This window comes from Marinobacter sp. SS8-8 (assembly GCF_030540945.1).
GTDB lineage: Bacteria > Pseudomonadota > Gammaproteobacteria > Pseudomonadales > Oleiphilaceae > Marinobacter.
In genome coordinates, this window is sequence record NZ_JASSVN010000009.1 from 83,375 (window position 1) to 104,150 (window position 20,776).

Below are 20,776 nucleotides of genomic sequence, written 5' to 3' on the forward strand. Positions count from 1 at the left end.
TCTTTACCGGATCACTTCTTGTGGCGCGCCCGGAATTGCGCAATCGCCTTCTTGATGGCCTCGGCGGTGTCAGGGTCAACCGGCGCGGGCGCCTTTGGCTTGGCACATGGTGTTTTGGCCGGGGTTGCCGGCTCTGGCGGCGCAAACCGTCCTATGAGTTTGGACATAAGGAGTGTCGCGAATACCAGAACAATCAGGAACACGAACACAAACCCCATTCCGGCAATCGTCAGATCGACGGTTTGTGACATCAGGTCATTCATATCGAACAGCTACCTGTATTGATTTATGGTTCTCCCGAACCCTGCCCGGCCTGACGAGTTAGACCAAAGTCTAGTGTCATTCCGTAACAATTCGGGTGGCAAAATCCGGCGTAATTTACCGGTTTCAGTGTCCCCGGGCAACCTGAATACGAAAATCTATAAGGAGTTTCCGAGCGTCAGAGCTTTCAGTCACGAATATCATGCCGCCCGAAGCAATTCTCATTCAGGCATACCGGACGCGAATTTTGCGGCCTTTGACCTTGCCACTTTCCAATCTCGACAAAGCTGTGTCTGCCTGCGACTTCTCAACAGCCACAAAACACTGGTGATCAAACAGATCTATCTTGCCAACCGCTTTGCCGGGAATACCAGCCTCCCCCGTTAACGCCCCCAACACATCCCCTGGACGGATCTTGTCCTTGCGACCACCGGCTATGCACAGGGTTCGCATGGCAGGAACAACCGGTTTTACCGGCACAGCCAGAAGCAGTTCGGTGTCTCCCCAGACCGCGCTACGCCCACGCTCGGATTCAATCCGGCTGATCTTATGTCCCTGGGACGGCACGCAGAAGGTAACTGCATGGCCCTGCTCCCCCGCTCGCCCGGTACGTCCGATGCGGTGGGTGTGAACTTCAGGGTCCCGTGCCGGTTCCGCATTTATGACGAACGGCAGGGACTTGATATCCAGACCACGGGCAGCCACGTCGGTGGCAACCAGAATCGAACAGCTTTGATTACCAAAACGCACCAGCACACTGTCACGATCCCTTTGTTCCAGATCACCATGCAACGCCAGCGCCGAAAACCCCCGGTTGACCAGGTCTTCCGCCATCTCGTCACACTGCTGCTTTGTGGCACAGAAAACAATGCAGGACCCGGGCTGTCTCTCGGAGAGCAGCGCCACAATGGCATCCGCCTTCTGCCGGGGCGACACCTCGTAGAACAGCTCTTCGATGTCCGGATTCCCGCCAGCTGTTTCTGCGCGCACGTCCACCGGATCTTTCTGATACTGTTTGCTGAGTTCACGGATAGACGCCGGCCAGGTTGCCGAGAACATCATGGTCTGCCGCGAGCCTGGTGTCTGCGAGAGGATGTCTTCCATTGCATCCTGAAATCCCATATCCAGCATCCGGTCTGCTTCATCAAGAACGACAGTCTTCAGGCGCGCGAGCGAGAGAGTTCCCTTGCGCAGGTGATCCTGAACCCGCCCCGGCGTGCCAACAACAATGTGCGCCCCGTGACTGAGTGAACCGATCTGCGGCCCGATCGACACACCTCCGCACAGAGTCAGTATCTTGACGTTCTCGCGGGCACGGGCCAGTTCCCTCAACGCCTTCGCCACCTGATCCGCTAACTCCCGGGTCGGACATAAAATCAACGACTGCACTGCAAACAACCGGGGATTCAGCCGCTCAATCAGGCTGACGCCAAATGCAGCGGTTTTACCACTCCCGGTTTTTGCCATGGCAATCACGTCTTTACCGGCAAGCCCTGGGGCTAACGCCTTTGCCTGTATCTCGGTGGGTTTTGCAAAACCCAGCTGCTCAAGATTTGCACGCATGGCAGAAGACAAACCGAAGTCGTTAAAAGAAGACATAAAAGAAAATCCCGGAATCAGCGGATGCTGGTTATGAAGGCAATAATGAGGGCGTATACTAGGCCCAAATGATACCAGAATTTGCAACTAAAGAACGGAGTTACTGATGGCATCCCTTCAGGACCAATTGCTGAAAGCCGGCCTTGCCGATGAGAAAAAAGCCAAATCCATTCGCAGTGAAAAGCGCAAGCGACGCAAGCAGCAGCCCAAGGGCGCGGTTCAGGTTAACGAAGCCGAAATCCGGGCACGCCAGGCCCGCGAAGAAAAGGCAGAACGTGATCGCCAGCTGAACCTTGAGCGCCAGCTCGCAGCTGAGAGGAAAGCAATCCAGGCACAGATCCGCCAATTGGTTGAATCGAACCGCCTCGACCGCAGCCGGGGCGAGACCTCCTATCAGTTTGTCCATGGCAAGAAGATCAAGAAGATTTTTGTCGACGACAAAATGGTCGATCAGCTGTCCCGCGGCCGACTGGCCATTGTCTGTGTCAACGACAATTACCAGATCGTGGCAGAGGGCGTTGCCCGGAAGATTATGGAACGTGACGGGAATGCCGTTGTCGTGCTCCATGACCGCAAGAAGGATGACGCCGGAGAGGATGACCCCTATGCGGGTTATGAGATCCCTGATGATCTGATGTGGTAAGCCGGCAGCTCAATTCCGATAGCTTTAAATTCTCAGCAATCCTCTATTCCGTATCACGTTCGAAAACACCCGGTAATCAACTGTAACTGTAAAGTTCTGGTATACGCAGCCGGAAGCAATGAGATTGGCCTCTTGATGGCCGCCCTGGCGACCATGATCACCAGCCTCCGGGAACTGGTCAGAAGCATCGAATCCAGCGCCTCCAACATCGCAGCTTCCTCCGGGGAACTGTCGATGGTCACCAGCCAGATTGCCACGGCATCCGAACAACAGACATCGGTGGCTGAAGAGATCAACCAGAACATTACCAGTATCAGGGACGTGACCGACCACTCCGCAGCTTCATCCAAGCAGACCGCAAGCTCCAGCAGCGAACTGGCCAGGCTCGGCAGCGAACTGCAGAACCTGGTTTTCCGTTTCAGACTTTAAGCCAGCCAATAGCAAAAGGGGGACCGGAAACAATTCACCGCTCCCTACCTCCTCTGCTTTTTTTACCAGCCAATATTTTAGTTGAGCTGGTGCCGCTCGAAGATCTCCAGGATTTCCCGTTCGGTCTCCGCAGGCACGCTGACTTTCACCACCTTGGCTTCCTCATCGATGAAAATGTTATCGCGCGGGATACCGGTTGCGATCAAATCGTCCCAGGCATTCTTGGCCTGGACGTGATCTTGGTAGGCGCCGTTTATTGTCTTATTCATGAATAGGCCTCTTGCTTGCTAAACGATTTCCTTGCATCTTAGAGGTTAGGCGGAGACGAGATTTACGCAAACATTAATCAATCGAAAATTGACTAAGCGCAAATAAAACCCCGCGCGGGGTCGGGGTTTTATTTGATATGGCGCGGCTGGGAGGATTAGGCGGGCCTTCGGCCCTTCCCCTTCGGGGCCGCCGTCGCGCTGCTCCGGCGTTCCTCAACCCACTGCATGGGTTTCAGTCGAACCTCTTATCGGTTCCAATCCTCCCAGCTATACAAAGCAAAACGCCTCAACCTGTGGGGGGGCACAGACTAAGGCGCTTTGATCTTGGTATGGCGCGGCTGGGAGGATTAGGCGGGCCTTCGGCCCTTCCCCTTCGGGGCCGCCGTCGCGCTGCTCCGGCGTTCCTCAACCCACTGCATGGGTTTCGGTCGAACCTCTTATCGGTTCCAATCCTCCCAGCTATACAAAGCAAAACGCCTCAACCTGTGGGGGGGGCACAGACTAAGGCGCTTTGATCTTGGTATGGCGCGGCTGGGAGGATTCGAACCTCCGACCGCCTGGTTCGTAGCCAGGTACTCTATCCAGCTGAGCTACAGCCGCTTGAAACTGATGACAAAGTTGATCGGTGGCGCGGCTGGGAGGATTCGAACCTCCGACCGCCTGGTTCGTAGCCAGGTACTCTATCCAGCTGAGCTACAGCCGCACATTGATCACTTGCTGTGGTTGAATGCCAGATCAACCTGTCTCACTTTTCCGTGAAGGAAATGGCGGAGAGGGAGGGATTCGAACCCTCGGTACGATTGCTCGTACGGTTCCTTAGCAGGGAACTGGTTTCAGCCACTCACCCACCTCTCCTTGAGAACGGGGCGTATACTACCATAATTTTTCTGATTTCATAGGGTTGACACGAGTTTTTTCCGCCTCGATATCCCCGAAAACCAAAAAAGCCGTTCAGGCTTCCCATGAACGGCTTTTCGTCTCTCAGCTGTTGCCAGGTTCCGGCTCTTCGGAGCCTTTTTCCGACTGAATTCGCTGATAGATTTCTTCGCGGTGCACCGCAACTTCCTTCGGGGCATTGACGCCAATGCGCACCTGATTGCCCTTCACTCCCAGAACGGTGACGGTGATATCGTCTCCGACCATCAGAGTTTCACCTACGCGGCGAGTTAGAATCAACATTTCCCTTACTCCCTATCCAGAGCTACCTGTTCCGACAAATGGTTTTTAATCTACTTATTGCTTTTATAGTGAGACCACTTGCTGATCTATAGACACACATTCCCTTATACGGTTCACATTTGTCATAGGCTCAGCATATGATTCTCTTTTTTCCGAGGCCCCGCAGACCGACCTTTTACCTGCGGATTTCAGGCCTCTTCCGATACCGCGGGCCTGTCCAGCTCAAATGCACTGTGAAGCGCACGAACCGCCAGCTCAAGGTATTTTTCATCGATCACCACGGAAATCTTGATTTCTGATGTGGAGATCATCTGGATATTGATGCCTTCATTGGACAGCGCCTCGAACATCTGGGTTGCCACCCCCGCGTGGGAGCGCATACCGACGCCCACAATGCTCACCTTGGCAATCTTGCTGTCACCACTAACTTCACGGGCGCCCAACTCGTCGGCGACCCGCTGAAGCACCTCTTTCGCACGCTTGAAATCGTTGCGATGCACGGTGAACGTGAAGGCAGTGCGATTGTCTTCACCCACGTTCTGAACGATCATGTCCACTTCAATATTGGCGTCGCTTACCGGTTTCAGAATACGCAGCGCGCTACCCGGGGTATCCGGTACGCCGGCGATGGTCAGTTTGGCTTCATCACGGTTAAAAGCGATACCGGAAACAACCGGTTGTTCCATGGCGTTTTCTTCCTCAAGAGTAATCAGGGTGCCTTCGCCTTCCTGGAAGCTGGAAAGAACCCTTAATGGAACGTTGTATTTACCTGCAAATTCCACCGAGCGAATCTGGAGCACTTTCGAGCCCAGGCTGGCCATCTCAAGCATTTCCTCGAAGGTAATCCGCTCCAGCCGGCGCGCGGTGTCAACAACTCGGGGATCGGTTGTATAAACACCGTCGACATCAGTATAGATCTGGCATTCATCCGCCCTGAGCGCAGCGGCCAGGGCCACCGCCGTGGTATCGGACCCCCCCCGTCCCAGAGTGGTAATGTTTCCGCTTTCGTCGATTCCCTGGAATCCGGCCACAACAACCACCCGACCAGCATCCAGGTCTTCGCGCATCCGCTGCTCATCGATCTGCTTGATCCGCGCTTTCGTGTGACTGCTGTCAGTAAGGATTCGTACCTGGGAGCCGGTGTAGGAACGCGCTTCACATCCACGCTTCTGCAACGCCATGGACAACAGTGCGATTGTTACCTGTTCACCCGTGGAGACAAGCACGTCCATCTCACGGGGGGAGGGCTCCTCCATGATGTTATTGGCAAGGGCGATTAACCGGTTGGTTTCACCGCTCATGGCGGAAACCACCACAACAACATCATGACCTTCCTGGCGGAAACGGCACACCTTCTCGGCAACCGCTTCGATACGCTCGGTGGTCCCCACCGAGGTGCCACCAAATTTCTGGACCAACAGAGCCATTATCTTCCAATATCCGAAACGGGGACTTACAGCGGAACAATGCTCCGCCACTCAGAATAAGCGGGCGGGATTATAACCCCCTGCCCGCTCACAAAAAAGTTGCTTAAGCGATATTTTTTTCGACCCAGGCCGGAATGCCCGCCAGCGCCTCGGCGAGCCTGGCGGGATCATTGCCTCCACCCTGGGCCATATCGGGGCGGCCACCGCCCTTACCATCCACCTGAGCCGCAAGGTGCTTCATCAGGTCCCCGGCCTTGATCTTGCCGGTGGCAGATTTGGTGACACCGGCAACCAGGGTCACCTTGCCACCCTCAACACTGGCGAGGACAACAACGCCCTCACCCAGCTTGTTCTTGAGCTGATCAGCGGTTTCCATCAGCGCTTTGCGATCCGCACCTTCCATTTCCGAAGCCACCACCTTGAGGCCGGCAACCTCCACGGCCGAACCCGCCAGGTCACTGCCCGCAGAGCTTGCCAGCTTAGCCTTCAGGGCATCAATATCTTTCTCAAGCTGCCGGTTGCGGTCGATGGTCTGCTGAACTTTTTCGACGACGGATTCCCGCGTGCCCTTTACCAGGCGAGCGGTTTCACGCAGGGTGCGCTCGGTTTCATCAACCCAGTCCAGCGCACCCATACCGGTCACTGCCTCGATCCGGCGCACCCCGGCGGAAATACCGCTTTCCGAGGTGATCCTGAACAGGCCAATATCACCGGTCCGGCTTACGTGAGTACCGCCGCACAGTTCCACGGAGTAGTTGTCGGTACCCATACTCAGAACCCGGACCACATCACCGTATTTCTCACCAAACAGCGCCATGGCGCCCTTTTCCTGAGCCTTTTCCATGTCGGTAATTTCGGTCTGTACCGGACTGTTTTCCAGAATCTGCTCATTCACCTGACGTTCAATTTCCCGCAACTGCCCGGGCGTTACCGCCTCGAAATGCGAGAAATCGAAACGCAGTTTGTCCGGATCCACCAGGGAGCCCTTCTGGGTCACATGCTCACCCAGCACCTTGCGCAAGGCCGCGTGCAAAAGGTGCGTAGCGGAATGGTTGCGCTTGGTGCGCTCACGGCGGGCATGGTCGATCCGCGCATCTACTTCCAGCCCCGGGAACAACTCCCCTTCAATCAGGGTACCCAGATGCAGATGATTGCCCCCTTCCTTGCGGGTGTCCGTTACCTTGAACCGGCCGCCGCTCCAGGTCAGCAGTCCGGTGTCGCCCACCTGACCACCGGATTCGGCGTAAAACGGGGTACGCTCAAGCACCACGACCGCTTCATCACCGGCTTCAGCGGTCTTTTCCTCGCCATTCACGATAACCGCGCGAATTTTTTCATGGCCGTCGATGTGCTCGTACCCGGTAAATTCGGTTTTGCCCTCAATCTGCAGACCGGCCGCGTTGTAGTCAATACCGAACTTGCTGGCTGCCCGGGCACGCTCGCGCTGAGCTTCCATGGCTTTCTCGTAGCCGTCGTAGTCCAGCGTCAGGCCGCGCTCACGGGCGATATCGTTGGTGAGATCAACCGGGAAACCAAAGGTGTCATACAGGGTAAAGATCGTTTCGCCAGGAATTTCAGTGCCCTTGAGCTCGGCGATGTCCTGCTCGAGCAGGCGCAGGCCTTTGTCCAGAGTCTTGGCAAACTGTTCCTCTTCCTGAAGCAGCACCTTCTCAATCTGCCTGCGGCTGCTTACCAGTTGCGGAAACGCATCGCCCATCAGTTCACACAGCGCACCGGTCAGCTTGTAGAAGAACGGCCCGGTCGCGCCCAGCGTGTTGCCGTGGCGGGCGGCGCGGCGAATGATCCGGCGCAGGACAAACCCACGGCCCTCGTTTGAGGGCATCACACCATCGGCAATCAGGAAGGCGCAGGAGCGGATATGATCCGCTACAACACGCAGAGACGCCTCCGTGGTGGCCGCGCCACCCAGAGCCTTCGAAGCAGCCGTGAGCAGGTCCTGGAACAGATCGATCTCATAGTTGCTGTGAACGCCCTGAAGCACAGCGGTAATCCGCTCCAGCCCCATGCCGGTATCGACGGATGGCTTGGGCAGCTTCAGCATCTCGCCGTCGGCCGTGCGGTTGTACTGCATGAACACCACGTTCCAGATTTCGATGTAGCGATCACCGTCTTCCTCAGGGGAACCGGGAGGCCCGCCAGCAACGCCAGGGCCATGATCGTAGAAGATTTCGGTACAGGGGCCGCAAGGGCCGGTGTCGCCCATCTGCCAGAAGTTGTCAGACGCATAGCGGCCGCCCTTGTTGTCGCCGATACGGACGATGCGCCCTGCCGGAACACCGATTTCCCTGTTCCAGATATCGAAGGCCTCGTCGTCTTCAGCGTAAACGGTCACCCAGAGCCTGTCCTGAGGCAGGTTCAGCCAGTCCTTGCCGGTGAGGAATGTCCAGGCGTAGTTGATTGCTTCACGCTTGAAATAATCGCCGAAACTGAAGTTGCCCAGCATTTCAAAGAAGGTGTGATGGCGAGCGGTGTAACCCACGTTCTCCAGGTCATTGTGCTTGCCACCGGCGCGGACGCATTTCTGGGAGGAGGTTGCCCGGGTATAATCGCGCTCTTCACGGCCAAGGAAGAGGTCCTTGAACTGGTTCATTCCCGCATTTGTAAACAGCAATGTGGGGTCGTCCGCGGGCACCAGCGAACTGCTTGGAACAATGGTGTGACCTTGCTGTTTGAAATAATCGAGGAACGCCTGTCGCAACTCAGCGGTTTTCATAGCCCTTTGATACCTTTCCAGAAACCCGCCGGGAATGCCGCCGGGTCCGCGATTGAATACGAATGCTTACATGCTTGTGCAAATCCGTTACTCTAGCACACGCCGAGAACAGTAAAAACGTGAAACATCACAGGAGACTCCATGCCCCGACGCTTCCATGACGCCGAGGAACTATTCCCCCCAGCCACCACCCTGAAACGTGCCCTGGCGATTATTTACGACGGCTTGATCAGCATTGCCGTGCTATTGGTAGTCACCTGGGCCTACACCATGGTTGCCGGATGGATCACCGGCTGGGACCGCTATGAACAGATGGCCGAGGCAGGCCAGCTTTCCGGCGATCCGGGCTTAACCTTCGTGCTGTTCCTGGTGCTGTACCTGTTTTTTGCCTACTTCTGGACACGCCTCGGGCAAACCTTGGGAATGCAGGTGTGGCGAGTCCGCATCGAGAACCTGGACGGCACTTCCGTAAGCTGGACCCAGGCGCTGATCCGCTATGTGACGGCCGCGGCGGTCATCTTCCTGGCCCTGCTTGCAAGCCACTACCTGGGCGCAGCAACACTGTTCCTTTCAGTTCCGGCTACAATCGCCCTGTTTTACCCTATCAACGGCCTTTCTGTTACCGACCGACTGTCCGGCAGCATGGTTGTCTCCTTACCCAAGGAATCCGGAAAGAAGCAGTCTGCGAACAGGTGAAAACCGGGCTGGTCATCCGGCCCGGCGCATCAGGATTACGCCCACCACGGCATTGACCGCTATGGGCACCAGCACCGCCAGTATCGGGTTAAACCCGTAGAGCAGGCTCATGGGCCCCAGCAGGTCCTGCATGTATTTGAACAGAAGCCCCACCAGCAGCCCCGTGAACACCCGGAAACCCATGGTAACAGAGCGCAGGGGGCCAAAGATGAAGGATATGGCAACCAGTACCATGACAGCCGTACCCAGCGGCATCAGTGCTTTTTTCCAGAATGCAAGCCAGTATCGCGAGGCATTCAGGCGTTGCTCCCCGAGGTACCTGGCATAAGTGTACAGACCCGTCATGGAGAGATTTTCAGGCTTAACGATCAGAACGCTCAGTACGCTTGGAGACAAACCTGTCTCCCACCTGAGAGCCTGGCTTTCAGAACGAGAAGTTCCATTGTCCTCAAAATTCGTGGTGCGGACATTCTCCAGCAGCCAGTAGTCACCCTGGAAAATTGCCCGTTCGGCAAAGCTGGCCGAGACCAACAGACGATCATCATCGAAGCGGAACCGGGAAACACCGTGCAGCACGCCGTTCGGCTGGACTGCGTTCAGGTGGATATAGACATCCCCCTCCTTGTGCCAGACGCCAGACGCCGACGCCACATTTCTTCCCGCACCAAGGGCCACAGCCTTGTCGCTCTGGGCCACACGCTCGGCCGAAGGTGCAACATATTCGCCGATCAGAAGCCCCAGCAAGACCACCACGAGCGCCGGCTTCATGGCCGACCAGACGATGCGTTTGAGCGACACCCCGGCGGCGCGAATAACCGTAAGCTCCGAGGAACTGGCCATGGAGCCGAGGCCAACCAGGCAGCCCATGAAAGCTCCGAGCGGCAGGTAGTCGTATATCCGGCGCGGCACGGTCAGGAGGATATGCCAGAGTACCTGGAGTGTTTGGTAGTCGTTACGGGTATTTTCCAGCTCGGCTATGAACGCAAAAACCAAGTCCAGTGACAGCACAACGACCATCACCAGAAATATGGCGCCGCCAACGGTCCGCATTACATAGCCGTCAACCCTGCGCATGAGCATTTCCCTCCCGGGCCATGCGCCGCCGGTGCAGCCAGCCAGGACCGAACTGGAGCCAGAGACCCAGGGCCGTGAACAACACATGCACCCAGAGCATGCCGATCCACTCGGGGACCTTGCCCGCAGCCAGCCAGTCCCTGGCCACAATAAGCAGACCGAGGTAGGTGATGTAAACCAGCATCGCCGGCAACAGGTGAAAAAATCGGCCCTGCCGGGGGTTAACCCGGCTCAGGCTCACCGCCAGCAAGGCAACGACCGGAACAATAAGGGGCAGGGAAAGCCGCCAGTGAAGCAATGCCCGGTCTCCAGGATTGTCTGATTGCATCAGGCTCAGGGTGCTGATCCCCTTCTCAAGTTCTTGGTCTCCGGTTTTACCGCTCTCGATCCTCAGGCCATAGGCTTCAAAATCAATCAGCTTGTAATCGAGTTGGCCAGCGACGCCCTCGAACCTGCCTCCCTCTTCGAGAATGAGAAAGCGACTGCCGGTTTCCGAATCTATCAGTTGGGAACCTGTTTCGGCGGTGATAATGCTCAGGCCATTACCATCCGGCGCGTATTCGGCGATGAAAACGCCTCGCAGCTGGCGCTTGTCCTCACTGAGACTTTCGGTATAGGTCACCCGCCCGCCTGAGGCAAAATCCTGGAACCGCCCGGGCGCCAGCATTTCAAACTCCGTGGCCTTGCGCTGCTCGTTGATGATGTCTTCAACCTGCTTCATTCCCCACGGCGAAACATAGAGACTCATGGCCCCGACAATGATCATCACCGGAAAGCTGCCAATCAGAGTCTTACCAAGCAATGCCTTGTTGCTCACACCACAGGCATAGAGCACTGTCATCTCGCTTTCGAGATACATTCGCCCATAGGCCAGCAGAATCCCGATGAACAGCCCCAGTGGCAGTATCAGCTCAAGAAAACCGGGAAATCGATACGCCATGATTTCAAACAGGACCCCGGCCGAAATGCTCCCTTCAGCTGCGCTGTCGAGGTACCTCAGGAAACGGCCACTCATAAACACCAGCAACAGGATGCCTGAAACGGCAACCATGCTGATCATGGCCTGGCGTGTGAGGTAACGGAAAATGATGCTCAAATCGGTCTCTCTGGCCGTATCCGGTGGAATGTGGAGGATGCTGGGAACTGCGCGTATTCTATGTAACCCTGATGCCGAATGACAGAGCAGCGGTATTACACTGGCATGAAGGCCCGGACAGGACAGCGGGCGGGACTGATTGCTTGATAATATCCTTGCCAGCCCCAACACTGGATCAGGTAACATTCAAGCACGGTTTCCGCCTTTGGCGGACGTCTCCCGAACAGTCAACAGGAGTTGCCATGAATTTCAGCCTGAGCAGTAAAGCCATCGCCAGCACCAAAGCAGACTGCCTCGTTATCGGCCTGCCTGAAAAGGGCACCTGGCCGGATTCCACGAATCAGGTCGATGAGGCACTGGGCGGGCTGATCAAGACACTCCAGAAAGCCGGCGACCTTTCCGGCAAGAACGCCACCACATTAACCATCCCCCTCACAGACCAGCCCTGGAATCGTCTTTTGGTTGTTGGCACCGGCAAAGATACCGATCGCAACCCTGCCAACTTCCGCAAGGCCCTGATCGCGATGATGACTGCCCTGAAAGACGGGCCATCGAAAAGCGTCGCCATCGCGCTGGCCGACACCGCTGTAACCGGCGAGGACGCCGTCAGTTCCGAAGCGGCCCGCCTGAGTCTGATCGGGCGCACGCTTGAAGACCAGCTCTACACCTTCAGCGACTTCAAGAGCGAAAAGCCCGCCGCCCGCAAGCTGAACAAAGTTGTGGTGTTTGCCTCCGGTGCCGGCAAGGCCCTCAAGGATGCCTTCAACCTTGGCCTGGCCACCGGCCGTGGCATGAACCTCACCCGGGATCTCGGCAACACCCCGCCCAATATCTGCCATCCCGAGTGGCTGGCCCAGCAGGCCAAAAAAATGGCCAAGGATTACGACTGCATCAAGACTGAAGTGCTTGATGAAAAACAGATGGAAAAGATGGGCATGAACACCATCCTCGCCGTGGGCAAAGGCAGCACCCAGCCCCCGAGACTGATCGTGATGGAATACCGTGGCGGCAAAGCCAAGGACAAGCCTCATGTCCTGGTGGGCAAAGGCATCACCTTCGATACCGGCGGTATCAGCCTCAAGCCTGGCGAGGGCATGGATGAAATGAAATACGACATGGGCGGCTCCGCCAGTGTCTTCGGCGCCATGAAAGTTCTCGCCGAAACCCAGCCCAAGATCAACGTGGTCGCTGTGATTGCCGCAGCGGAAAACATGCCGGACGGAGGCGCTTCACGCCCTGGAGACATCGTCACCACCCTCTCCGGCATGACCGTTGAAATCCTCAACACCGACGCCGAAGGCCGCCTGGTACTGTGTGACGCCCTAACCTACGTGAAGAAATTCGACCCGGCCGCGGTCATCGACCTGGCCACCCTCACCGGTGCCTGCATCATCGCCCTGGGCAACCACGCCACCGGACTGCTCGCCAATAACGACGAACTGGCCAACGAACTGCTGGCCGCCGGCGAACGCGCGGGTGACCGCGCCTGGCGCCTGCCCCTCTGGGAGGAATACCAGAGCCAGTTGGACAGCAACTTCGCCGACATGGCCAACATCGGCGGCCGCCCGGCCGGCACCATCACTGCCGCCTGCTTCCTGTCCCGATTCGCCAAGGATTACCGCTGGGCCCATCTGGACATCGCCGGTACCGCCTGGCACTCCGGTAAAGCCAAAGGCTCCTCCGGCCGCCCGGTGCCCCTGCTGGTCGACTACCTGATGTCCCATGCCGGATAATAACCCGGCGCCTTCCCCGGAAACCGGCAGCCCCGCTGCCGGCTCTTCCGGCCAGGAGGACCGGAACCAACGCTACTGGTTCCACATCCTCGCCCAGAACACGCCTGCCGCCCGCAACCTCCACGCCGCCAAGCTCGTGGACAAAGCCTGGCAGCAGGGCGACCGCGTGTGCATCGTCTGTGACACTGCAAGACACGCCGAAGAACTGGACGATCTCCTGTGGAGCTTCAGGCCTGATGCATTCATACCCCACAGCGTCGTTCCCGACTCCGCGACAACCTGTACCGATCCCGTCGGCATTCTACTTTGCCCGCCCGCTCCAGATGACTGGGATACCGTGATCATTCTCTCGGCAACCTTGCCGGCGGATGCGGGCCGGTTTAAGAGGCTTGCGTTGGTTGCCCATAACGATCCGAATGTTCTGAACCAGACTCGGTCGCATTTCAAGCAATTGCGGGCGCTGGGAATTGAACCCCGGGTGCACGACCTCAGAAAACGGGGGTAGGTTTCGTTGGGTTACGCGTTGCTAATCCGGCCTACGGTTGGCGCCTGAGTCAGACCTGCGGAGCTGGGACAGACTTTCCAAAAATCTCGAAGGCCAGGGACGGCCTGAGAGAAGCGCACATGGATGTGCTCGTAGCGGTTTTTGGAAAGCCTGTCCCAGCTCCGCAAGCCACCCAACACGCAGGCTGGTGAAGAACAGGGGTTCGCCGCATCACCGGCGACCATGTATAATCGGGCGTCTCAATTTTCCCTTGTGAATCAACCAACGGTCACTGCAGAACCCCATGGAAAAAACCTACCAGCCAGAAAATATCGAGCACCAGTGGTACGAAAACTGGGAATCCAAAGGGTACTTCCGCCCCAGCGGTGAAGGCCAGTCCTACAGCATCGCCATCCCGCCCCCCAACGTCACCGGCAGCCTGCACATGGGCCACGCGTTCCAGCACACCATCATGGACACCCTCACCCGCTTCAGGCGCATGCAGGGCCGCAACGCATTATGGACCGTTGGCACCGACCATGCCGGCATCGCCACCCAGATGGTGGTTGAACGCAAGCTGGCCGCCGAGGAAGACAAAACCCGCCACGACCTGGGACGGGAAGAATTCATCAAGCGCATCTGGAACTGGAAAGAACATTCCGGCGGTACCATCACCCGCCAGATCCGCCGCCTCGGCAACTCCGTGGACTGGGACAACGAACGCTTCACCATGGACGACGGCTTTTACAAGGCCGTGCAGGAAGTGTTTATCCGCCTGTACGACGAAGGCCTGGTGTACCGTGGCAAGCGCCTGGTCAACTGGGACCCGAAACTGCACACCGCCATCTCCGACCTGGAAGTGGAAAACAAGGAAGAGAAGGGCTTTTTCTGGCACCTGCGTTACCCGCTGGCTGACGGCGCGCAGACACAGGATGGCAAGGATTACCTGGTGGTCGCCACTACCCGGCCGGAAACCATGCTCGGCGACACCGCCGTTGCCGTGCATCCGGAAGACGAGCGCTACCAGCACCTGATTGGCAAGCACGTGATGCTGCCGCTGGTGAACCGCCGCATTCCCATCGTGGCCGACCATCACGCCGATCCGGAAAAGGGCTCCGGCTGCGTGAAGATCACCCCGGCCCACGACTTCAACGACTATGCCGTAGGCAAGCGCAACAACCTGCCGATGATTAACGTCATGACCCAGGATGCCAACATCCGGGACGTAGCCGAAGTGTTCAACGCCGACGGTACCGAAAACACCGAACTCGACGGCACCCTGCCGAGCACTTACGCCGGGTTGACCCGCGAAGCGGCCCGCAGGCAGGTCGTCGCCGATATGGAAGCCGGGGGATGGGTTGAGAACATCGAAGATCACATTCTCAGCGTTCCCAGGGGCGACCGCTCCGGCCTGATCATCGAGCCCATGCTCACCGACCAGTGGTTTGCCGATGCCAAGACCCTGGCCAAGCCCGCCATCGAAGCGGTGGAAGATGGCCGCATCCAGTTCGTACCCAAGCAGTACGAGAACATGTACTTTGCCTGGATGCGGGACATCCAGGACTGGTGCATATCCCGCCAGCTGTGGTGGGGCCACCGGATCCCGGCCTGGTACGATACCGAAGGCAACATCTATGTTGGCCGGAACGAAGAGGAAGTCCGCCAGAAGCACAACCTTGCCGCTGACGTTGAACTGAATCAGGACGATGATGTGCTCGACACCTGGTTCAGCTCTGCCCTGTGGACCTTTGGCACCCTGGGCTGGCCGGAAATCACCGAACGCCTGAAGACCTTCCACCCGACGGACGTTCTGGTGACCGGTTTCGACATCATCTTCTTCTGGGTTGCCCGGATGATCATGATGACCATGCACTTCATGAAGAACGAGGATGGCACCCCCCAGGTGCCCTTCCACACCGTGTATGTCACCGGCCTGATCCGGGACGAGCACGGCGACAAGATGTCCAAGTCCAAGGGCAATGTGATCGACCCTCTGGACATGATCGACGGCATCAGCCTGGATGACCTGCTGGAAAAGCGCACTGGCAATCTGATGCAGCCCAAGCTGGCCGAGAAGATCGGCAAACGCACCCAGAAGGAGTTCCCGGAAGGCATCGCCGCCCATGGCACCGATGCCCTGCGCTTCACCCTCGCAGCCATGGCCACCACCGGCCGTGACATCAACTGGGACATGAAGCGCCTGGAAGGCTACCGCAACTTCTGCAACAAGCTCTGGAATGCCGCCCGCTACGTGCTGATGAACACCGAGGGCGAGGACTGCGGTGTGAACGACGAACGGGTGCAACTGTCCCTGGCCGACCGCTGGATTGTCAGCGAGCTGCAACGCTGCGAGCAGGATGTCATCCGGCACCTGGACCAGTACCGCTTCGACCTGGCGGCCTACGCGCTGTACGAATTCATCTGGAACGAATACTGCGACTGGTATCTGGAACTGTCCAAACCGGTACTCACTGACCAAAGCGCCAGTGCCGAAGCCAAGCGTGGCACCCGCCGCACCCTGGTTCGTGTACTGGAGGCCGTCCTGCGCCTGGCGCACCCGATGATGCCTTTCATCACCGAGGAAATCTGGCAGCGCATTGCGCCCCTGGCCGGTAAAACCGGCGACAGCATCATGCTGCAGGCCTATCCACAGCCTGACGAGAGCAAGCAGGATGCTGCAGTCACTACGGACATTGAATGGCTGAAAGGCGTTATTGTGGCCGTGCGGAACATCCGGGGTGAGATGAACATTTCCCCGGCGAAAAAGATTCCGGTACTGCTGCGCGGCAAAGACGCCGAAGATCAGCGTCGCATGAACGATAACCGCCAGTTCCTGAGTTCCCTTGCCAAGCTGGAGAGCCTGGACTGGTTTGAGGGTGACAAAGCTCCGATGTCCGCCACCCAGCTGGTGGGGGACATGGAAGTACTGGTCCCCATGGCCGGTCTGATCGACAAGGATGCGGAGCTCAAGCGCCTGGACAAGGAGCTGGAACGCCTGCAGAAAGAGATCGGCCGCCTGGAAGGCAAACTGGGGAACGAGAAGTTTACCGCCAAGGCCCCGGCCGAAGTGGTTGAGAAGGAGCAGGAGAAGCTGCGGGATGCCCAGAGCAGCCAGGCCCGCCTGAGCCAGCAAAGGGCCGACATCGAGGCCATGTAACCGGCATGATCGGTATTCTCGGTGCAGGTTCGCTGGGCAGGTTATGGGCCGCTTCCCTGCCTGCAGGCAAGGTAGCGTTCATTGCCAGGCCCGGTGAATCACCCGGTGCAGATCTCGTCTACCGATTCCGGCCCTTCGACGGGCCGGAATCAACCATCCGGATTCCCTTTCTCAGGGCCAGTGACGAGCCCGAATTGCTCCTGGTCACAACCAAGGCTGGCGACACCGTTGACGCCATTGCCGGGATAATCGACCGAATCCCCCAGAGTGCCCCGATCATGCTTTTCCAGAACGGCCTCGGCAGCCAGCAAGCCGTAGCGGCCCAATGGCCGGACCGCCCCATCCTGGCGGCCAGCACCACCGAAGGTGCCAACCGGCCGGAGCCGGATCTGCTGGTCCACGCTGGCAGCGGTGATACCTGGGTGGGGGCGATGACAGAGTCCGCCAGACCCTCTGTCGGCAGAGCCGTCGCCTTTTTGCAAGGCACTGGTCTGGCCATTCATCCGGAACCGGACATCCTGCAGCGTCTCTGGCAGAAACTCATTATCAATGCCGGCATCAACCCCTATACCGCCATCCTGGACTGCCCCAACGGTAAGATCCTTGCCGCTTCTTTCTACCAAGACACCATTGACAGCCTGTGTCGGGAATTGTCGGTGCTGATGGCAGCCGCCGGCCAGGGCAAGGAGACGCCCGACTCACTCCGCCAGCGCATCGAACGGGTTGCCCGCAGCACCGCTGGCAACACCTCATCCATGCGCGCCGACGTTCTGCTGGGTCGGCGAACCGAGATAGACTTTATCAATGGTTACCTGACGCGATTGGGAAAAGATCTGGGTATCAAGACACCGGTGAACCAAATGCTGACCGAACGGGTACAGCAACTGTCGTCACGCTAACAGGCGCAGACCGATAAGCAATCGCCTTTTATCAGCTCAAACGTCGTACCGGTCAGACCTTGAAGGCCTCCACCAGCCGCTGAAGCGAGGCTGTCAGCAGCGACATTTCCCTTGAGGAACCGAGCGTCTCCTCGGCATTGGCGGCAGTCCGCTGGCCCAACTCGCCGATCTGCTCGACGTTCGAGTTCACGTTCTTGGCAACGGCGGACTGCTCTTCAGCCGCCTGTGCGATCTGGTGGCTCATATCCACGATCACCGAGATACCCTTGGCAATCCTGTCCAGAGCTTCCGTGACCTCACCAGACTTCCGCACCGTCGCCTCAGTCACGTCCCGGCTGTTGGTCATGGCGGAAACTGCATCCTTCACACCGCTCTGAAGCCGTGAAATCATGCCCTCGATCTCTTCGGTGGATTTGTGAGTACGCTGGGAAAGAGAGCGGACCTCATCGGCAACCACTGCAAAGCCACGCCCCTGCTCACCGGCTCTCGCAGCCTCGATGGCGGCGTTCAGGGCCAACAGGTTGGTCTGCTCTGCAATCGCCTTGATCTCGACCAGTACCTGGCTGATGTTGTCGCTGTCCTTGCTGACACGATTGATCACTTCTACGGCACCGGATATTTCGGCTGCCAGCTTGTTGATGGTTTCAACCGTGTCAGCAACCACGCCACGCCCGGTTTCGGTATCCCGCTCGGCGTTACCGGCACTGTCGGCAACCCTGTGAGCACTTTCGGTGACCTCGTTCACGGCTTCAACCATCTGGTTCATGGCTTCATTGATCTGGCTGCTTTCTTCCATCTGACGAGCCACCGCCTCGCTGTTGGCCGCCGCGGTATCATTTACCTTGGTTGCCTGTTGGCCCACATCGGCCGTGGTCCGGCTGACAGAACGGATCAGTTCGGCAATCCGGTCCGTCATGTTGTTGAATTCCGTGGTCAGCTCGCCCAGCTCGTCACGGTTTCTCAGCCTTATGTGAGTGGTCATATCGCCGGCGGCGACGCCCCTAGCGGCCTCGCTGAAGCGGTTGATGGCGTTACGAACCGACATGAAGAAACCGATGTAGAGGTAAACAACCACCAGCAGAATGGCAACGAGGGTGATGATGATCAGGCGACGCTGATTCACCTCACTATCGAGCCGTGATCGCAGGTTGGCATTCACCACCTCAAATGCGGCGGCTTTTACCTGATCGTAATGAGCCAACTGCGCTGACATCAACTCATCGTATTCCTGCCAGGGCATTTCCAGGCGCATGGGTGTAATGACATTCCGGTCCAACTGGTCCCGAACAATGGCCGGGCTTTCGTCAACCCTGCGAATTGCCCCACCCGACTTCTCCACCAGGGCGGGCGAGGATTCCGTGACAACAGACAGGGCCGGAGTCAGGAGCGAGCTGCGATTGGTCAACTGGTCATAGATTTCATTCAGGGTTTCACTCAGGGCATAGCCTACCTGCCCATCGACCAGCGCAAAAATACCGTAGGATTTTGCCCGTCCGATAACCGAGCGGGCCGCCGGAAGTGAATCACGAACCAGGCCAAGGATCAGCAGGTTTTCCCGTGAAGCCCCGTACCCGAGGCCGGAAATCTCAATGGTCGCAGGCAACAGGGCCTGGGCCTTCTGAACAAACTCCTGATAATACTTGAATTGCGGATCAAAACTGCCCAGGTAGTTATCATCGGCGCGCAAAGCCTGCCAGTCCTGCCGGAGCGCTTCAACCTGTCCGCTCCAGGAGCCGGAAGCGTCAAAGGAACGCACCTCTGCAGTCAGCGCCTCCAACCTCGCCTCAACTTCACTGGCCGCTTCCTCTGATGCGGCCATAATGGCCCCGTCATCCTTGATCACGGCCGGAGAACGATAATCCCTGTAATCCATTGCCGCATCGACCAGCCGGTCAACCTGCTCCAGTTGCTCAAGCCCCTCGACACCGCGGGTCATGGCCTGAACCGAGCGGTTAAGCTCGGAGATAACCAGCCAGGACAGTCCACTGATCGGTAACAGGAACAGGATGCTGATGAGGCTGAATTTGTAGACCATCGGCAGCCGGTTCATAAGGGCAATGGCGGGACTAATGAGTTGCTTCACGATGGTCCTCTCGCTGGATCTTTAACAACTGAAGATACATTCTTTTCTTATATTGTCGCCTAAAGTCTTAGAAACTTGAGCATTATTTGTTGTTAAACTGTAACATTTTTAAAATTCCGATCAGGTCAGACAACACCAGAAATCACCAGCAAGGCAAGAGTGCAGATCCATACCAGCATACTTCTGTTCAGCAAATCCCTTACTGCGCTCAGGCTTCGCCCTCCGAAAGCTGTCCACTCATCCGGATGAATCCGCGAAAAGCGGGCCGGATCCAGTGCATACCCAGTTAACGACCCATTGGCGGAAATCATTAGGACCTCACCAACTTTTCTCGTTACGCCGGCAAGGGTCTGGCCGGCTTCGTGCAACCAGCCGGCAAGGTCTCCGGCAATTCCGAATGTCAGTGACAACAGCCTGGCTGGAATCCAGCCCGCCCATTCCGACAGTCTTTCGAATCTGGGGCGAGCCGGCGCCTGGGGCCACTGATCGGCGAGCGCAACCAGCCCCCGGACCAGGACTGCCACGCCGATTCCCCCGACTGCGTACCAGAAAGCCACCAGGAAGAAACGCTGGAATACCGATACCATCAGCGCCCTGGACAGGGAAAGATGCATTGCCTCCGGCGACAATGCAGCGCCCCGTTCATCTGCCGGCAAATAATCCTTCACATAATGCCATGCCGACTGCATGTCTCCCCGTTGCCATGCTTCTGCATAGGGCTGGAGCACCTGCCGCCAGCCGGGTGTTCCCATAATGACCACCAGAACCAGGAACTCCAGCGGGTAAGCCGCCATCCGCCAGCCAGAGGCCGCCAGCAGGTACTCGGCCACCCCCAGCAACAAGGCCGGAAGCAGAACCAGCACCAATCCGGATACAATTTCCGCTTCGTGGCCCGTCCTGGCACGACTGCCCTGATGAAACCACCAGCGCCAGACTTCATCACCGGAAAGCCGGTTCAGGGAATCCAGGCGCCTGCGCACCATGTAGGCCAGAAGAAAAACGATCAGCACCAT

Annotated in this window: 16 protein-coding genes, 3 tRNA genes and 1 pseudogene; 7 read left to right on the top strand and 13 right to left on the bottom strand. The window is 57.7% G+C overall.

Annotated elements, in window-relative coordinates; all coding sequences use genetic code 11:
* Positions 1 to 11: 11 nt before the first annotated feature.
* Positions 12 to 263, bottom strand: a complete 252-nt coding sequence (locus QPL96_RS10880; RefSeq protein WP_303287402.1) for an OadG family protein — start codon at positions 261 to 263, stop codon at positions 12 to 14.
* A 223-nt stretch (positions 264 to 486) separates the two neighbouring features.
* Positions 487 to 1,860 carry an ATP-dependent RNA helicase DbpA gene (gene dbpA, locus QPL96_RS10885; protein ID WP_303287403.1) on the bottom strand — a complete coding sequence of 458 codons (1,374 nt, stop codon included), beginning with the start codon at positions 1,858 to 1,860 and terminating at the stop codon, positions 487 to 489.
* Positions 1,861 to 1,966: 106 nt separating this feature from the next.
* Here dbpA and QPL96_RS10890 point away from each other — a divergent pair, with 106 nt between their 5' ends.
* Complete coding sequence (locus QPL96_RS10890; protein ID WP_303287404.1) at positions 1,967 to 2,503, top strand: DUF2058 domain-containing protein; 537 nt, start codon at positions 1,967 to 1,969, stop codon at positions 2,501 to 2,503.
* Between the two features lie 246 nt (positions 2,504 to 2,749).
* Positions 2,750 to 2,932: pseudogene (locus QPL96_RS10895) on the top strand (hypothetical protein); the annotation flags it as partial.
* Positions 2,933 to 3,009: 77 nt separating this feature from the next.
* Here QPL96_RS10895 and QPL96_RS10900 read toward each other — a convergent pair.
* From QPL96_RS10900 to alaS, 7 genes are all read right to left on the bottom strand, one after another.
* Positions 3,010 to 3,201: a hypothetical protein gene (locus QPL96_RS10900; protein WP_117620201.1), complete on the bottom strand. Its 192-nt coding sequence runs from the start codon at positions 3,199 to 3,201 to the stop codon at positions 3,010 to 3,012.
* A gap of 523 nt (positions 3,202 to 3,724) precedes the next feature.
* Positions 3,725 to 3,801, bottom strand: a tRNA-Arg gene (locus QPL96_RS10905).
* A gap of 26 nt (positions 3,802 to 3,827) precedes the next feature.
* Positions 3,828 to 3,904 (bottom strand) — tRNA-Arg (locus QPL96_RS10910).
* Between the two features lie 62 nt (positions 3,905 to 3,966).
* Positions 3,967 to 4,056 (bottom strand) — tRNA-Ser (locus QPL96_RS10915).
* A 126-nt stretch (positions 4,057 to 4,182) separates the two neighbouring features.
* Positions 4,183 to 4,380: a carbon storage regulator CsrA gene (gene csrA / locus QPL96_RS10920; protein WP_008172808.1), complete on the bottom strand. Its 198-nt coding sequence runs from the start codon at positions 4,378 to 4,380 to the stop codon at positions 4,183 to 4,185.
* A 188-nt stretch (positions 4,381 to 4,568) separates the two neighbouring features.
* Positions 4,569 to 5,807: an aspartate kinase gene (locus tag QPL96_RS10925; RefSeq protein ID WP_303287405.1), complete on the bottom strand. Its 1,239-nt coding sequence runs from the start codon at positions 5,805 to 5,807 to the stop codon at positions 4,569 to 4,571.
* Positions 5,808 to 5,910: 103 nt separating this feature from the next.
* The gene (alaS, locus tag QPL96_RS10930; RefSeq protein ID WP_303287406.1) at positions 5,911 to 8,541 is read right to left on the bottom strand and encodes an alanine--tRNA ligase; all 2,631 of its coding nucleotides are present in this window, start codon (positions 8,539 to 8,541) and stop codon (positions 5,911 to 5,913) included.
* Between the two features lie 141 nt (positions 8,542 to 8,682).
* Here alaS and QPL96_RS10935 point away from each other — a divergent pair, with 141 nt between their 5' ends.
* Positions 8,683 to 9,237 (top strand): RDD family protein, encoded by a 555-nt coding sequence (locus QPL96_RS10935; RefSeq protein WP_303287407.1) that lies wholly within the window; start codon positions 8,683 to 8,685, stop codon positions 9,235 to 9,237.
* Positions 9,238 to 9,249: 12 nt separating this feature from the next.
* Here QPL96_RS10935 and lptG read toward each other — a convergent pair whose 3' ends face one another.
* Together lptG and lptF are read right to left on the bottom strand one after the other, a co-directional pair.
* Positions 9,250 to 10,311: an LPS export ABC transporter permease LptG gene (gene lptG / locus QPL96_RS10940; protein ID WP_303287408.1), complete on the bottom strand. Its 1,062-nt coding sequence runs from the start codon at positions 10,309 to 10,311 to the stop codon at positions 9,250 to 9,252.
* Positions 10,298 to 11,407, bottom strand: a complete 1,110-nt coding sequence (gene lptF / locus QPL96_RS10945; protein WP_303287409.1) for an LPS export ABC transporter permease LptF — start codon at positions 11,405 to 11,407, stop codon at positions 10,298 to 10,300. The genes lptG and lptF overlap by 14 nt, the downstream gene beginning before the upstream one ends.
* 242 nt (positions 11,408 to 11,649) lie before the next feature.
* Here lptF and QPL96_RS10950 point away from each other — a divergent pair, with 242 nt between their 5' ends.
* The 4 genes from QPL96_RS10950 to QPL96_RS10965 all read left to right on the top strand — a co-directional run bounded on the left by QPL96_RS10950 (position 11,650) and on the right by QPL96_RS10965 (position 17,680).
* On the top strand, positions 11,650 to 13,140 hold the full coding sequence (locus QPL96_RS10950; protein WP_303287410.1) for a leucyl aminopeptidase: 1,491 nt from the start codon (positions 11,650 to 11,652) through the stop codon (positions 13,138 to 13,140).
* Positions 13,130 to 13,645 carry a DNA polymerase III subunit chi gene (locus QPL96_RS10955; protein WP_303287411.1) on the top strand — a complete coding sequence of 172 codons (516 nt, stop codon included), beginning with the start codon at positions 13,130 to 13,132 and terminating at the stop codon, positions 13,643 to 13,645. The genes QPL96_RS10950 and QPL96_RS10955 overlap by 11 nt, the downstream gene beginning before the upstream one ends.
* Before the next feature lie 283 nt (positions 13,646 to 13,928).
* A complete protein-coding gene (locus QPL96_RS10960) occupies positions 13,929 to 16,781 on the top strand; it encodes a valine--tRNA ligase (protein ID WP_303287412.1) in 2,853 nt (950 codons plus the stop codon).
* Between the two features lie 5 nt (positions 16,782 to 16,786).
* Complete coding sequence (locus tag QPL96_RS10965; RefSeq protein ID WP_303287413.1) at positions 16,787 to 17,680, top strand: ketopantoate reductase family protein; 894 nt, start codon at positions 16,787 to 16,789, stop codon at positions 17,678 to 17,680.
* A gap of 52 nt (positions 17,681 to 17,732) precedes the next feature.
* On the opposite strand, the gene QPL96_RS10970 is transcribed toward QPL96_RS10965, so the two are convergent.
* Both QPL96_RS10970 and QPL96_RS10975 read right to left on the bottom strand, forming a co-directional pair.
* Entirely contained in the window at positions 17,733 to 19,763 is a 2,031-nt protein-coding gene (locus tag QPL96_RS10970; protein WP_303287414.1) for a methyl-accepting chemotaxis protein, read from the bottom strand.
* Positions 19,764 to 19,888: 125 nt separating this feature from the next.
* Positions 19,889 to 20,776, bottom strand: coding sequence for a histidine kinase (locus QPL96_RS10975; RefSeq protein ID WP_303287415.1), 888 nt, complete (start codon positions 20,774 to 20,776; stop codon positions 19,889 to 19,891).